The 14,793-nt window shown below is 66.5% G+C and carries 16 protein-coding genes; 2 read left to right on the top strand and 14 right to left on the bottom strand.

Annotated elements, in window-relative coordinates; translation table 11 throughout:
• Positions 1–3 precede the first annotated feature (3 nt).
• The 12 genes from ACQP1T_RS02700 to ftsH all read right to left on the bottom strand — a co-directional run bounded on the left by ACQP1T_RS02700 (position 4) and on the right by ftsH (position 11,013).
• Positions 4–600 (bottom strand): cysteine dioxygenase, encoded by a 597-nt coding sequence (locus ACQP1T_RS02700; RefSeq protein WP_433758374.1) that lies wholly within the window; start codon positions 598–600, stop codon positions 4–6.
• A gap of 179 nt (positions 601–779) precedes the next feature.
• Positions 780–1,574, bottom strand: coding sequence for a type III pantothenate kinase (locus tag ACQP1T_RS02695; RefSeq protein WP_433758373.1), 795 nt, complete (start codon positions 1,572–1,574; stop codon positions 780–782).
• Positions 1,574–1,993 (bottom strand): aspartate 1-decarboxylase, encoded by a 420-nt coding sequence (panD, locus tag ACQP1T_RS02690; protein WP_433758372.1) that lies wholly within the window; start codon positions 1,991–1,993, stop codon positions 1,574–1,576. Before panD ends, ACQP1T_RS02695 begins: the two co-directional genes overlap by 1 nt.
• A gap of 14 nt (positions 1,994–2,007) precedes the next feature.
• On the bottom strand, positions 2,008–2,964 hold the full coding sequence (gene panC, locus ACQP1T_RS02685) for a pantoate--beta-alanine ligase (RefSeq protein ID WP_433761941.1): 957 nt from the start codon (positions 2,962–2,964) through the stop codon (positions 2,008–2,010).
• Entirely contained in the window at positions 2,964–3,998 is a 1,035-nt protein-coding gene (locus ACQP1T_RS02680; RefSeq protein WP_433758371.1) for a Rossmann-like and DUF2520 domain-containing protein, read from the bottom strand. The genes panC and ACQP1T_RS02680 overlap by 1 nt, the downstream gene beginning before the upstream one ends.
• Positions 3,999–4,412: 414 nt before the next feature.
• On the bottom strand, positions 4,413–5,462 hold the full coding sequence (locus ACQP1T_RS02675; RefSeq protein WP_433758370.1) for a DUF6779 domain-containing protein: 1,050 nt from the start codon (positions 5,460–5,462) through the stop codon (positions 4,413–4,415).
• A gap of 70 nt (positions 5,463–5,532) precedes the next feature.
• Positions 5,533–6,003: a DUF3180 domain-containing protein gene (locus ACQP1T_RS02670; RefSeq protein WP_433761940.1), complete on the bottom strand. Its 471-nt coding sequence runs from the start codon at positions 6,001–6,003 to the stop codon at positions 5,533–5,535.
• 2 nt (positions 6,004–6,005) lie between these two features.
• Positions 6,006–6,536 (bottom strand): 2-amino-4-hydroxy-6-hydroxymethyldihydropteridine diphosphokinase, encoded by a 531-nt coding sequence (gene folK, locus ACQP1T_RS02665; protein ID WP_433758369.1) that lies wholly within the window; start codon positions 6,534–6,536, stop codon positions 6,006–6,008.
• Positions 6,533–6,916 carry a dihydroneopterin aldolase gene (gene folB, locus ACQP1T_RS02660; RefSeq protein ID WP_433758368.1) on the bottom strand — a complete coding sequence of 128 codons (384 nt, stop codon included), beginning with the start codon at positions 6,914–6,916 and terminating at the stop codon, positions 6,533–6,535. Before folB ends, folK begins: the two co-directional genes overlap by 4 nt.
• Positions 6,913–7,740 (bottom strand): dihydropteroate synthase, encoded by an 828-nt coding sequence (gene folP / locus ACQP1T_RS02655; protein ID WP_433761938.1) that lies wholly within the window; start codon positions 7,738–7,740, stop codon positions 6,913–6,915. The genes folB and folP overlap by 4 nt, the downstream gene beginning before the upstream one ends.
• 116 nt (positions 7,741–7,856) lie before the next feature.
• Positions 7,857–8,447 (bottom strand): GTP cyclohydrolase I FolE, encoded by a 591-nt coding sequence (gene folE, locus ACQP1T_RS02650; protein WP_433761937.1) that lies wholly within the window; start codon positions 8,445–8,447, stop codon positions 7,857–7,859.
• Positions 8,448–8,646: 199 nt separating this feature from the next.
• Positions 8,647–11,013 (bottom strand): ATP-dependent zinc metalloprotease FtsH, encoded by a 2,367-nt coding sequence (gene ftsH / locus ACQP1T_RS02645; RefSeq protein WP_433758367.1) that lies wholly within the window; start codon positions 11,011–11,013, stop codon positions 8,647–8,649.
• 352 nt (positions 11,014–11,365) lie between these two features.
• Between ftsH and ACQP1T_RS02640 the strand changes: the two genes are divergently transcribed.
• Positions 11,366–12,313 (top strand): hypothetical protein, encoded by a 948-nt coding sequence (locus ACQP1T_RS02640; protein ID WP_433758366.1) that lies wholly within the window; start codon positions 11,366–11,368, stop codon positions 12,311–12,313.
• Here the strand turns inward: ACQP1T_RS02640 and ACQP1T_RS02635 are convergent.
• Positions 12,293–13,126 carry a DUF1266 domain-containing protein gene (locus ACQP1T_RS02635; protein ID WP_062991490.1) on the bottom strand — a complete coding sequence of 278 codons (834 nt, stop codon included), beginning with the start codon at positions 13,124–13,126 and terminating at the stop codon, positions 12,293–12,295. The genes ACQP1T_RS02640 and ACQP1T_RS02635 overlap by 21 nt on opposite strands.
• A gap of 109 nt (positions 13,127–13,235) precedes the next feature.
• Between ACQP1T_RS02635 and ACQP1T_RS02630 the strand changes: the two genes are divergently transcribed.
• Positions 13,236–13,487 carry a DUF2277 domain-containing protein gene (locus ACQP1T_RS02630; RefSeq protein ID WP_063042800.1) on the top strand — a complete coding sequence of 84 codons (252 nt, stop codon included), beginning with the start codon at positions 13,236–13,238 and terminating at the stop codon, positions 13,485–13,487.
• Positions 13,488–13,498: 11 nt separating this feature from the next.
• On the opposite strand, the gene ACQP1T_RS02625 is transcribed toward ACQP1T_RS02630, so the two are convergent.
• Positions 13,499–14,782, bottom strand: a complete 1,284-nt coding sequence (locus tag ACQP1T_RS02625; protein WP_433758365.1) for a PucR family transcriptional regulator — start codon at positions 14,780–14,782, stop codon at positions 13,499–13,501.
• Positions 14,783–14,793: the final 11 nt, after the last annotated feature.

Genomic DNA, 14,793 nt, shown 5'->3' with positions numbered 1-14,793 from the left:
TCATCACATATCACCTTCGGGCTGGTCGGTGAGGACGGTTCGGGAGCGCCGCAAGGTGCCGTGGCCGGTCACCTCGTAATAGGACATGGCGGTGAGCGGCGGTGAATAAGCGTGCACACTGAGCGTCGGATCGAGCGGTCCCGCGGATTCCACCGCAGCCGGTGCGCGCATCACATCGTGCACCCAGCCGATCGGGAACGAGGCCTGATCCCCCGCGGCCAGCGTGCGGCGGCGCAGTTCCGTTCCGTTCCAGCGGAATTCCGAAAGCGCGCCGCTGAGCACGGTCAATGCGCCGAGCGAGCCAGCGTGGTCGTGCAATTCGGTGGATTTGCCTGGCGTCCAGCTGATCAGCCAGACATCGACCTCGTCGTCGGAAAGCAGTCGGGTGGCCCAGCGCTCATCGGTCGGCCAAATTCCATTGGCGGGCAACAGATGGTCGTAGCGCCCCGCGAGTACGTCCTCGGCGCCCTCGTCGGTCAGCCGGAGCAGATCGGCGGGACGCAGCCGGGTGGGTAATGCGGAGGAGACGGCACGGTCCAGCGGCGGGGTGGCCGAAAGAGCATTACGTGCGGAAGCGAGGGAAAGAACAGAAGAACGCATCAGCGAATCTCCAGAAGTATGTCAACGGTCGAGGGACTTGCTCAGCCTCGATCGGTCGAGGCAGGTCAGCCTCGACAACACTCCTGGGTGCTCACGCTGGAATACACGGGTGCGAGTGTAGCAGCGCCGAAACCGGTGGCAAAGCGCCTGGTCATGGGCGAGCACCCCGGGTGGGCATATCAAGCACCCTTACGGCGCTGATTGCGCTCGTAGACCAGCCGCAAGCCGGTCAATGTGAGATGCGGCTCGTGGTGGTCGATGGTCTCCGATTCCGGCACGATCAACGGTGCGGTATGGCCGGTCGCGACCACCGCCACATCGTCACCGGCGAATGCGTCGAATTCATCGCGAATCCGATCGATCAGCCCGTCGACCAAACCGGCGAAGCCGAATATCGCGCCGGATTGGATGGCCTCGACGGTGTTCTTGCCGACCACCGAACGCGGCCGCGCCAACTCGACCCGGCGCAATGCGGCTCGCTCGATGAGCGCCTCGCTGGAGATCTCCACACCCGGAGCCAGCACACCGCCGAGAAACTCACCCTTGGCCGATACCAGGTCGACGGTGGTCGCCGTGCCGAAATCCACGACAATCGCGGCCGTGCCGAAATGATGATGGGCGGCAAGGGTGTTCACGATGCGGTCCGCGCCGATTTCCTTCGGATTGTCCACAAGCAGTGGAATACCGGTTCGCACACCGGGTTCCACCACCACATGCGGCACATGATCCCAATAGCGGGTGAGCATCGTTCTGATCTCGCGCAGTACCGGCGGCACGGTGGACAACGCCGAAACTCCGACGATCTCCTCGACCTGCGCACCGACCAATCCGCGCACCTGCATGGCGAATTCGTCCGCGGTCAGCAGCGGATTGGTATGCATCCGCCAGTGCCGCGCCAACTTCGCGTGACTACCACTGCCCGAGAACAATCCGAGCTCGATGCTCGTATTCCGGACATCGATGGTCAGCAGCATCAGACGGTGGTGAGCGAGCGTGGGGTGACCAGACCGGAACCCTCCGGGGCATGCGCCGGATCGGAACCGAGATCGATCGCACGATTGTGCTCGTCGACGAAGACGACCTTCGGGGCGTATTCCTTCAACTCCGCCTCGTCCATCATGCCGTAGGCGATCAGGATGACCAGATCGCCGGGATGCACGAGATGGGCGGCGGCGCCATTGATCCCGATCACACCCGATCCGCGCTCACCGGCGATCACATAGGTTTCCAGGCGGGCGCCGTTATCGATATCGACGATGCAGACCTGTTCACCCTCGAGCAGATCGGCGGCGTCGAGCAGATCCTGATCGACGGTCACCGAGCCGACATAGTGCAGATCGGCGTGGGTCACCGTGGCACGGTGGATCTTCGACTTCATCATGGTGCGCAACATCGCTGTCGCCCTTCCTAAATATTGGCCTGGGCAGGCTGGGAATCTGTCGCGGCGGTGCGCGAATCGGGAAGTGTTGGGTGACCGCCGTCGACCGGGGCGCCGAGTGCGACGGCGGTGTTGTCGATCAGGCGGGTCGAGCCGACCTTGGCGGCGACGAGCAGTCGTGCGTTGCCGTTCACGGGGGCGGGGCCGAGCGTGGACGAGCGCAATTCGAGATAGTCGACATCGACACCGGGGGTCGCGTCGAGCACCGCGCGGGCGGCCGCCAGCACGGCATCGGCACCGAGCGCGCCCGCGTGCCGACCAGCGGCCAGCGCCGCCGACAACGCCAGCGCCGATTCCCGCTGTGCCGCATCGAGATACCGATTGCGGGAGGACAGCGCGAGGCCGTCGTGTTCGCGAACCGTCGGCAGCGGCACGATCTTCACGTCCATATTCAGATCGCGCACCATCTGGCGGATCAGAGTGAGCTGCTGATAGTCCTTCTCGCCGAAGAAAGCCTCGGTCGGGCGCGCGATATTCAGCAGCTTCGCGACCACGGTCAACATGCCGGCGAAGTGCGTCGGGCGGCTGGCGCCTTCGAGCTCGGCGCCGATCGGGCCGGGATGCACGGTGGTGCGCGGGCCGTCGGGGTACATATCCGAGGCGCTCGGCGCGAATACCAGCTCCACACCCTCCTTGCGCAGCAATTCGACGTCGGCGTCGAGGGTGCGCGGGTATTTGTCCAGATCCTCGTTCGCGCCGAACTGCAGTGGGTTCACAAAGATCGAGACGATGACCACCTGGTTGGTCCGCTTGGCCCGGCGCACGATCTCGAGGTGCCCCTCGTGCAGTGCACCCATGGTCGGCACCAGCCCGACGGTACGACCGACGCCGCGCAGTGCCTTGGAGACCGCCGCGATCACCTCCGGATCGTGATGCACGGTCAGCTCGCCGGACCGATACGCGCCGCGCAATTTCGGATCCATCATCATCGGCCTCCCTCCAGCAGCTCGATCAGAGCCGGATTGGTCTTGGCGCGTTCGGCCGTGCGCAGCGACATGGCGCGATAACCCGCGGCCAGGCGGGGATCGACGGCTGCCATGGCGGTCAGATGTGCGGCAACGGCATTCGCGTCACCGCGCGCCACCGGGCCGGTCAGCGCGGACTGCCCGCGGCGCAGGGCATTGTCGAGGGCGGCGGAGGCCAACGGGGCGAGTAGACGCTCGGCCAGACCGTTGGGTTGATCGTCGACGATCTGCTGACCGAGCAGGCCGGGGCCCGCCAGTGCGGCGCGCAGTGCGTCGACGGCGTCCAGGACCACCGTGACCAGGTGATTGCTGCCGTGCGCGAGTGCTGCGTGATAGAGCTGGCGATTTTCTTCCTGCACCCGAACCGGCTCGCCGCCCATTTCGATCACCAGCGATTGCGCGATGGCGAAGCCGATTTCGTCGGCGGCGGTAATGCCGAAGCAGGCATTGCCGAGCCGGGCGACATCCTCGTCGTGTCCGGTGAAGGTCATGGCCGGATGGATGGCCAGCGGCAACGCGCCGCGCTCGGCCAGCGGCGCGAGCACACCGACGCCATTGGCGCCGGAGGTGTGCGCGACGATGGTGCCGGGCCGGACCACACCCGCGGATGCGAGACCGCGCACCAGCCCGGGTAGCTCGGCATCGGGTACGGCCAGCAGCAGCAGTTCGCTGCGTGCGGCCACATCCTCGACCGGCAGGATCTCGGATTCGGGTAGCCGAGTGCGGGCCCGATGCACCGAGGCATCGGAAATGGCGGCCACGCCGAACACCACGTGTCCGGCGCGCTCGAGCGCCGCGCCGAGTGCGGAGCCGACGCGTCCCGCCGAGACGATTCCCACCGTCAAGCGTGCAGGCGCGGGGTCACCCGAAGCAGCGTTGTCAGGGTTGACGCTTCTCGAGGTCAACGTTGTCCTCTCGATGTCGTTCCAGTCCCGGACAGCCGGGTACCAGACGTTACGCACCGAGAATATCGGCCCTTCCTCCGCCGATGCCATGGGGCACCCGCGTGATTTACACCGCAGTGCTCTGTTTGATTTGCAGCGCCTGCGGCGCTGCGTGTTCGCGGCCCCCTTCTGTCTCGCGTCCGAGCGGCCGAGACTCGCGCCTGCGGCGCATGCGCTTCGGCCACTCGGACGCGAGACGGGCCGCGAACGTCGCTCGTAAGACTCGCTCCCTCGTAGTCGGGAGGGCCTCGACCTCACCGCTTGCGGCCGAGACTCGCGCCTGCGGCGCATGCGCTTCGGCCACTCGGACGCGAGACGGGCCGCGAACGTCGCTCGTAAGACTCGCTCCCTCGTAGTCGGGAGGGCCTCGACCTCACCGCTCGGCGTGTTCGCGGCCTCCTGATGTCGCCCTCACCGCTCGGCGTGTTTGCAGGCCCCTGATGTCGCCTCACAGTTCGGCGTGGATCAGCGGCCAGTCCGTCCGTTCTGTTCCGACTGCAGGTTGGCCATGATCTCGGCCACCGAGAGTCGGCGCGAGGAGTTGCCGGAGTCGGCGTCGGGATCGACGCGGCGACGGCGGCGGGAGGTGGCGCTGCCCAGCGGCGGGACCGTGGTCGTCGGGTGCGGGGCGGGCTCCGGAGGTGGGGTCGGCTCCGGTGCCGAAAGGTCCGGTTCGGCTTCGAACGCGGTGGGATCCGGATCCGACGGGCGCGGCGGCACGGTGTATTCGAGCGGTTGCAGCCGCGGCGGAACGCCGGTCTTTTCCGGATCCTCGGTGAACGCGTCGGCCCAGCCCGTCGCGGCGAGCGGGCCGGTGTCGTGAACATCGTCGAACTCGGCGTCGTCGAGATCTTCGAGATCGTCGATGGAGACGATAGCGGTCTCCGCGGTCACCGGATCGTCGAAGGGACTGGCGAAGCGCGGCGGCTCGGGATGATCCGATTCGAAGACCGGGGTGAAGGTGCTGGGGGATTGCTGGAATGCCATGTCCAGCCAGGTGTCGGCATTCGCCGAGCTATTGTTGGCCGAATTTCCGGATGCGCTCGGCAACTCCTGAATCCGGGTCGCATCGGCGCGCAACGCGGGGCGATCCATCGGCAGATCACCGTCGAAGAGCCGCTGCAGACTCTGTCGGAGCACGGTGAGTTCGGCGCGCAGGGCGGCCATTTCGGCCGCGTCGGCACCCACCTCCGCGCGCACCCGCGCCTCGACGCCGAGCTCGTATTCGCGTCGGGCGGTCACCTCGCGTTCCAACTGGAGCTCGTACACCGTTTGCAGGTCACGGACCTTGGCCTTATCGATCGTGGCTTCCTTGCGGTACCGCGTCGCCGCCAAAGCGCCGATCACGGCCGCCCACAGCGCCGCCACCAAGCCGATCCGAACAAACTGCAGACGGTCACTGAAAACCAGGAAAACGCTGGCAACCAGACCGAGCAGAATCAATACGCCGATGAACAATTTTCCCGCGTCGTCCCGCCGTCGACGAGAGGTGCTGCTACGGGAGGGTGAAACCATGCACGCCAGGGTAGCTTGATCGGCCAGCCGCGCCCAGATTCTCGCGCGGTGATTCCGCCAGCTTTATTTGCTATGTAGTTGCTGGATCGTCAGAAGGGTCCTCGGGAGCCCGACAGCAATACTCCAGCCATAGTGCCGCAGCTACCAAAGCCACCCCCGCCAGCATCCCGACAATTGCGCCGGGACTATCCGCCCCCGCCGCATTCAAGGTGCCGCGCTGTGGAAAGACCCAGAAAAGGAAACCCAGCCATACCCCGGCCGCAAGTGAACCGACTTGCGCGGACGCCTTCGCCAACGCGACCGCGCGGGCCGCGGTGATCGGATGCAGCTGATGGCTGCCGTCGCCGATCTGATGTTCATTGACTCGTGCGCGGATTACGAAACCGAGTGCCACTTCGATCGCGGCCACCGGATAAAGCGATGCGCCCGCGTAAATCGAGATCGGCGGGAAACTGCCATAGGCCATCCGAGTGAGCAGCCAGGCGATGAGGGCCGCCACAACGACATTCGCGACGAGATCGAAGATCCGGGTCGGCTTCAGTTTCACGACACCGACCCCTTCGCGGACAGCACGAATTCGGTCGGCAGGACACCCGCGCGTTCGGCCGCGTCGAGTTCGGCGAGCCAGTCGCGCACCGGCCGCGCGGTCCCATCGACCTCGAGTTCCGCGTCCGGCTCTACATCCAGCCACGGGATCAGCACAAACGCCCGGTTGTGCGCCTGCGGATGCGGCAGGGTCAATTCCGGATCGTCGCTGTGGCAGACCGCGCCGTCCTCGGCACACCACACCACATCGACATCGAGAGTGCGCGCGCCCCAACGCACTTCGCGCACGCGCCCGGCGGCCTGTTCCAACTGCTGGCCGAAGCGCAGCCAATCGTGCGCGCCGAACTCCGGATCATCCACCAGCACAATGGCATTCAGATAATCATCCTGTTCGACCCCGCCCCACGGCGCGGTCGAGTACACCGGCGATACCGCGACCACCCGATCCCCCAGCCCGTCGACGACACTGCGCAGATGCGCGAGCCGATCGCCCAGATTCGAGCCGATCGACAAGACGGCGCGACTCATGCCACCACCGCTGCCCGCTGCCGCGAGGTGACCACGCGGACATCGGCGAAGGTATGCGGAATCGGCGCGGACGGTTTGTGCACGACGACCTCGACCGACTGGATGCGCGGATCGGTCATCACATCGTCGGCGATCTCGGCGACCACCTTCTCGATGAGATTGCGTGATGGCCCTTGGATGATCTGCACCGCGCGCTCCGCGAGTGCGCCGTAGTCGATCGTGTCCGCGAGGTCGTCGGAGGTCGCGGCGGCGGCGAAATCGGTCCATACCGTCAGATCGACCAGGAACTCCTGGCCGTCGCGGCGTTCGTAGTCGAAGCAGCCGTGATAGCCATAGGCGCGCAAGCCGCGCAGCTCGATCCGGTCCGGCTGCTGGCTCATTTCGCGGCTCCTCGGGGGCTGTTTCGGGCGGCACGCTGCCAGGCATCGGTCACGGCAATAGCATCCAGCGAGGCACGCACATCGTGGACGCGGACACCCCATGCTCCGTGCAGCGCGGCCAGCGCCGACACCGTCGCGGTGGCGGTCTCCCGGCCGTCGGGCGGGCGCGGGCCAGCGGCATCGGCGAGTAGGGTGCCGAGGAAACGTTTACGGGAGGCGCCGATGAGTATCGGCAGCCCGTGGCCGACCAATTCGGGCAGTGCGCCGAGCAGCGCCCAATTGTGTTCGGCATTCTTGGCGAATCCGAGGCCGGGATCGAGTACCAGCCGAGACCGGTCGATGCCGGCCGCGACGGCCAGCTCGACCTGTGCGGTCAACTCGGCGAGCACCTCGGCGACCACATCGTCGTAGTGGTCGGCCGGACCGGTGTGCCGATAGTCCGCGCCCGCCCGCCAGTGCATGAGAATCCACGGAACCTCGGCCGCCGCAACGACTTTCACCATATCCGGATCGGCGCGGCCACCGGAGACATCGTTGACGACCGAAACTCCGGCCGCGATGGCCGCCTCGGCCACACCGGCCCGCATGGTGTCAACACTGGTCGGCACACCCGCAGCTACCAAGCCGCGAATGACCGGGACCACCCGCGCGGCCTCGGTTTCCGGATCGATCCGCACCGCGCCTGGCCGGGTCGACTCGCCACCGATATCGATGATGTCGGCGCCCGCCTCGTACAGCTCGATGCCGTGTGCGATGGCCAGGCTCGGATCCAAGTAGCGGCCGCCGTCGGAGAACGAATCGCTGGTGACGTTCACAACCCCCATCACCACGCAGGAGCGATCACCGCGCGCGATTGCCTGCAGGTCGCTCGAAACGACACCGCGCGGCGCGACACTGCTCCGGAGCGGATCGGGGGCGTGGCTCGACACCGCGCGGTGCCTCACTTCCGCAGGATCAGATCGAGGGCCTCGGCCCGCGAGGCGGCATTGGTCTGCAGCAGACCGCGCACGGCGGAGGTGGTGGTGCTGGCGCCTGGCTTGCGGATACCGCGCATGGCCATGCACAGATGTTCGGCCTCGATCACGACGATGGCACCGCGCGGATCCAGCTTGCGCATGACGGCATCGGCGATCTGGCTGGTCAGCCGCTCCTGCACCTGCGGACGCTTGGCGTACAGATCGACCAGCCTGGCCAGTTTGGACAGTCCGGTCACCCGGCCGTGCGGGCCGGGAATGTAGCCGACGTGCGCGACGCCGTGGAAGGACACCAGATGGTGCTCACAGGTCGAGTACAGCGGGATATCGCGAACCAGCACCAATTCCTGGTGCCCCTCGTCGAAGGTGGTGTTCAGCACCGCATCCGGCTCGGTGAAGAGCCCGGCGAACATCTCCCGATAGGCGCGGGCCACCCGCGCGGGCGTATCGGTCAGGCCGGGCCGGTCCGGGTTCTCGCCGACCGCGATCAGCAATTCTCGGATCGCGGCCTCGGCGCGGGCCTGATCGAATGGGCTGCCGGTCTCCAATGCGATCAGGTCCGGCTCGGCCGGGCCCGCGCCGTTGTACTTGACCGGCTCGTCGAATTCGTCGAAAGCGCTGGCATTCGCAACGGCGCCGCCGTTCACATGCCCGGGCCCATCGACGTGATTGTTGGCCGACAATCGAGGACACCTCCAAAATCTCGGGTGCGAGCAATCACCCCGCACCCAGATGGTCGAGCCTAATCGGCACGTGTCAGTGCCGACCGTTCGGTCCATCCCAATCGCGGTTCTCGCCCTCGTTATTCCCCGCGCCACTTGCGGGTTCGTCATAGCCGTCGTTGCCGCGGCCCGGCTGACCCCATGGCTGCTGCGGCTGCGGATAGCCGTGGCGCGGCTGCGGCTCACCCTGCCAACCGCCGTAGCCGGGCTGACCCGACTGCTGCTGCGGTTCGTCGCGCGGCGGCCAGCCCGGCGCCGACCAACCGGCCGGGGCACCGTAGTCCGGCCGCGAGCCATGCGTCGCGCCCTGGCGCGGATAGGCCGGGGACGGCGCCTGCGGCAACGGGTGCGGCTGGGTGTAGCCGCCGTAGCGCGGTTCCTGGTAACCGGAGTCCGGATAGCCATTGGCCGAGGCGGCCTCGCGCTGCGGCAGCTTCGGCCGCGGCGGCTCCTGCGGCGGCCATGGCTCGCCGCGTTCGGCGGCCAGTTCGCCCGGGGTCTTCACCGGCGGCTTATCCGAGGGCACGCGCTCGCCGAAATCGTTGAACGCGGTGATGCGCGGGCGCTTCTCCACCGCGGCCAGAATCTGCTCGAGATCCTTGCGGTGCAAGGTCTCCCGCTCCAGCAGCGCGGTGGCGAGCACATCGAGCACATCGCGGTACTCGTTGAGGATGGCCCACGCCTCGGTGTGCGCGGCCTCGATGAGGTTGCGCACCTCCTCGTCGATGGCACCGGCGACCTCGTGCGAGAAGCCCGAACCCATGCCCATCGAGCGACCCAGGAACGGATCGCCCTGCTCCTCGCCGTAACGCACTGCGCCCAGACGTGCGCTCATGCCGTATTCGGTGACCATCGCGCGCGCGATCTTGGTGGCCTGGTCGATATCCGAGGACGCACCGGTGGTCGGCTCGTGGAACACCAGTTCCTCGGCCGCGCGGCCGCCCATCGCCATGACCAGGCGGGCGATCATCTCCGAGCGGGTCATCAGGCCCTTGTCGTCCTCGGGCACCGTCATGGCGTGGCCGCCGGTGCGACCGCGGGCCAGGATGGTCACCTTGTAGACCGGCTCGATATCCGGCATCGCCCAGGCGGCCAGGGTGTGGCCGCCCTCGTGGTAGGCGGTGATCTTCTTCTCGTGCTCACTGATGATGCGGCTCTTGCGGCGCGGACCGCCGATGACCCGGTCCACCGATTCCTCGAGCTGCTCGCCGGTGATCACCGCGCCGTTCTCCCGGGCGGTGAGCAGGGCGGCCTCGTTGACGACATTGGCCAGATCCGCGCCGGACATGCCGACGGTGCGCTTGGCCAGACCGTCGAGATCGGCCTCGGGCGAGATCGGCTTGCCCTGCGAATGCACCCGCAGGATGGCGCGTCGTCCGGCCAGATCCGGATTGCTGACCGGGATCTGCCGGTCGAAGCGGCCAGGCCGCAGCAGCGCCGGATCGAGGATGTCGGGGCGGTTGGTCGCGGCGATCAGGATGATGCCGGTGCGATCGCCGAAGCCGTCCATCTCGACGAGCAACTGGTTCAGCGTCTGCTCACGCTCGTCGTGACCACCGCCCAGACCGGCGCCGCGCTGGCGGCCGACCGCGTCGATCTCGTCGACGAAGATGATGCACGGGCTGTTCTGCTTGGCCTGCTCGAATAGGTCGCGCACACGGGAGGCGCCGACACCGACGAACATTTCCACGAAATCCGAACCGGAGATGGTGAAGAACGGCACCCCGGCCTCGCCCGCGACAGCCCGCGCAAGCAGGGTCTTACCGGTACCGGGCGGGCCGTAGAGCAGCACGCCCTTCGGGATCTTCGCGCCGAGCGCCTGGTAGCGGACCGGGTTCTGCAGGAAGTCCTTGATTTCGTAGAGCTCTTCGACGGCCTCGTCGGCACCTGCCACATCCGCGAAGGTGGTCTTCGGCATGTCCTTGGACAGCTGCTTGGCCTTGGATTTACCGAAGCCCATCATGCCGCCGCGACCACCGCCCTGCATGCGCGACATCACAAAGATGAACAGGCCCAACAAGATCACCATCGGCAGCACGAACAGCAGGATCTGGGTGAACCAGCTGTCCTGCTTGACCACGGTGTTGAACGGAGCGCCGGACTTCTGCACGGCATCGAAGACCTGGTTGGAGGTCTCACTGCCGCCCGGATACTTGGCGATGACCTTCTTCGAGCCGGAAGTTGCGTCGTTCCCATTGTTCAGCTCGATGCGCAGCTGCTGCTCGCGATCGTCGATCTGGACGTTCTTGACGTTGCTCTTGTCATTCAGCTGACTCAACGCCACCGAGGTATCGACGCTCTTCCAGCCGCGCGTGTCATTGCCGAAATAGCTGAACGCATAAATCACGAGCAAGATGCCCGAGACTATGGCCAGGGTGCGAAACACAGTCTTGCGGTTCATAGAGCGTAGGCCGGGCGGCCAGTCCTTTCCGGGTGTCTCCGGTGCATGCCTAGCGTGGCGTCGGGCGCGTCCCGTCCGGTGGTTCGGATGCGGACATGCCACGTTACCGCGTACGGTCTAGTCGATACATCGCGCAGTTCGGCAGCTGGTGTAGTTCGACAGGTAAACGGTCGGGGAACGCCCGTGGTTCCCGAGGTCTCCGGTCGGGTTACGCCAAGTGGTCACAATCATGTCATGTTCGGCCTATCGTGAGCGACGACACATAGCCGCGGTGCGAGCGACAGGCCGGAGGCGGTAGCTTGCGTAACCACGTAGGGCCCCGGGAGCACCGCAACAACAGAGCGCAGGGGGTATGGACATAGTTGAGCTACGGACACCCACAGCGATACTGCGGCACGGCCGTGGACGACTGATCGTTCTACGCCCGGGCAGCGATGGCGAGCGCGTACTGGATGTACCGGTCACCGATCTGCTCAAGGTTCGGCTGAACCGTCGCGCCGACGACGCGGTCGTCATCGAGATCTATCTGCGTTATCCCACGCCGGTGCTCACCGGCGTGCCCGCCGACCGCACACCGCTACCGGTATTGATCGCCGAACACGATTTCCCGGCGGCCGCCGAGATCGTCGAGCGCATCAACGATCAGATCCTGGCCAGTCAGCGCATCGATGTGGCCGCACCCGATCTCCAGCCGCCCGCCCCGCAGTGGGGTAAGAGCGGGCCGACCAGAGCCGATGTCGATCGAGCCGTGCGGCGGATGGCGCCAAGGCGCGAAGCCAAGGCGGCGATAGCCGCGCTGCATCGCTACGTCACCGTCGACGAATACGTGCTGGAGACCGCGATCGTGGTGGCGCATCCGCCCGCGGGCAGCGGCCCCGGCCTGCTGGCCGCGACGACCGGACGGCTGCTGTTCATCTCCATCGACCCCGGCGACAGGTACGCCCACGAGCTACCCATCCCGGTCGTCATGTGGGCGCGCACCACCGACGGCGCCTTGACCTCGCCCGGCGAGATCGGTTCGGGGCGCGGCGAGACCGGCATCGATGTGCACGACGGAAACGTCACGTTGCATTTCACCGGCACCGATCGGGCCGATACCGAACGCGTCACCTGCGCGGTGAATTTCGCCGTCCGGCGCGAATCGGCCGACGGCGCGGCGGGTCCGGCCGATCCGGGCGTCGCCCAGCTCTACTCCGAATGGGAATTGCTGGTAGAGCGGCATTCCCTCGGCATGGTCGATGACGGACAGTTCCAGCGCTACGGACGCGGGATTCTGCGCTCACTCCCCGACGGGCACTGATTGCAGCGTGATCCGCCGCCACGGGCTGGTCGGACGCAACCACAGGCGCAGCAGTTCCATGCGCCGATCCACGCCGCCGTTCTTGAGTTCGGCCAGATCCTCACAGGCCTGCCAGTAGGTCCAGCCGGTCAGGTAGGCATCGCCGAATTGGCGCCAATTCTGGTATTTGCGCTGCGCCAGCGGCAATGCCCGCATCAGATAACCCCAGGCCACCTCGGCGTCGAGATAGCCAGCGGTGAAGGCCATTCGGGCCACCGCGACCACTCTGGCCAGATCCCAGGCATGGATATCGCTGGGCAGCGGGCGGGCCAGATGGTCGGTGAAACCGATTTTGATCGCCTGCGACCAGATGTCGTAATCGCGGACCAGTGCCTCCGGGTTGTCCATCCCCCGAAACGAACCAACCTGACGCAGGAAGGCCCGGTGCCGATCGGCCCGCTCGCCGAACCGGTCGCGTTCACTGGCATTGATCGATGCCATCACCAACGGATGCACCATCGCGTACAGCGGCGCGTGCATCCCCTCGAGCAGCTGTTCCATCGAGGCCTGCGCCTCGGTGCCGTCGGTAATGCCCCATGCGCCGGTGAGCGTATCGATGGCGAGTTCGCGCCGGTCACCGAGCGGATGGTCGCGCTCGGGGCCGAGCAGCAGCGCATCGTGGAAGGCATCCCAGCGCGCCGAATAGAAGCCGCCGAGTGCGAGCGCGCGCAGCTCGTCATCCGATACCGCCGCGCCGGACCAGTGGTCCTCTTCCCGCTTGTCGAGCTCGTCGTAGGGGAATGTTGTCAAGGTGGGTACACCGCGGGCAGGCATACCCCCGATTGTTCACCATCGATCTTGGATGGACCTGTGTAATCGCCTGGCTTCGTCGGATATGTTTCTTGTCCTGCCTTACCCCGACGGCGGGCAGTAGTGTGCTCCCATGAGTAGCAACATCACCCTCCTTCGTGGCCTGGATCCTGCGCCTACCGAGCAGGAAATCTATGCTGCCGCACTGCAGTATGTGCGTACGGTCGGTGGCGTGTCCGGCCTGAGCACCACGACCAAGGCAGCCGTCGACAAGGCGGTGAACGCCATCGCGGCAGCGACCACGCAATTGCTCGCGGATCTACCGGATGTGCGGGTCGCACCGGTCACCGAACCGCCACTACGCCAGGTCGCGGAGGCGGAGTAGTTCGTAGCGTTTCAAGGTAGGGCGTCTGCGCCGTAGGTGGCGACGCAGGCCAGTGCGATCTCCAGCGGCAGAGCGCGCGCTTGGATCGGATGGCCGAGCAGTTCCTCGATCCGCTGGATCCGATAGCGGACCGTGTTCTTGTGCACTCCGAGTAATTTCGCCGTGGCCTCCGGGCTGCGATGGCTTTTCAGATATGCGTGCAGTGTTTCGCGCAGGCGTGTGGCATTGACATCACGGCCCGCCAGCGCGCGCAATTCGCGCCCGATCAGACCGCGCATGGCCGCGTCGTCGGCGCCCGCCAGATAGGCGATCTCCACCTCGCGATATGCGGTGACCCGCGCCCGATCGGCCGGACCGCGCTCGGCGACGTGCCTGGCCGCGACGGCCTCGTGATGGCTCTGCCGGAACCCGGCGGCCTGCGGCGCGGGCACCCCGAACGCGACCCGCACCGGCGGCTCGACCTGACCGAGCACGATTCGCGCGATCTCCCCCGGCACCACCAATTCGGCGGCATGCGCATCGTCGTCCAGACTCGCCCATGCCCACATGCCGCTCGCGCCGGAGGCGACGGTGAGCACATGGTTACTGCCGAGCGCGGTGCCCAATCGCGTCGCCACCCGATCCAACAGCCCGCTCGACTCGCTGTCCGGCTCGCCGGTGGTCTCATCGGTCCACAGCACAAATGCCAAGTGCTGCTTGGCAAGTCGGTAGCCGAGCCGGACCGAGGCCTGGTCGATATCGAGTTCGTCACCGGCGAGCAGCGCGTGCACGATTTCGGTGCGCCGGTTGAGCGCGGCGCGCATGACGCGCTCGCGTTCCTCCATGTAGGTGTCGGTCAGCGTCTCCACCGAAATGCTGACCCATCTGGTGGAACGCTCGAACAGTCGCAGCATTACCGCCCGCTCGATCTCGGACGGCGGCTGGCGTTCGTCGACGGCGTCGGTCATGTAGTCGAGTACCGCCTCCTGCCCGACGTGATAGGTCCGCAGCAGCAGCCGCAGGTCGTAGCCGCGCCGGGCGAGGGTTCGGGCGAAGGCGTGCGCCTCCTCGGGCAGTGCGAATTCGATGGTGTCGCTGGTGAGATTGGCCAGCACCACCCTGGCGTGTGCGCGGGTGCTCGCGGCCAGGTCGCGGCGCATATCGCGATCGGCGAGTTCCGGAATGTGCGCGATGATCGCATTGTCGAGACGGTCGACGACTTGTTCGAGGGCCTGGGTGCGCATGGTCTCGTAGACGTATTCGGCCAGCCAGTCGCGGACCACCGCGCTGTTGGGACTGATCCGGCCGGTGCTCATGCAATCTCCGA

This window comes from Nocardia sp. CA-135398 (genome assembly GCF_050955845.1).
Taxonomy (GTDB): domain Bacteria; phylum Actinomycetota; class Actinomycetes; order Mycobacteriales; family Mycobacteriaceae; genus Nocardia.
This window is presented reverse-complemented; position numbering and strand designations above follow the sequence as displayed.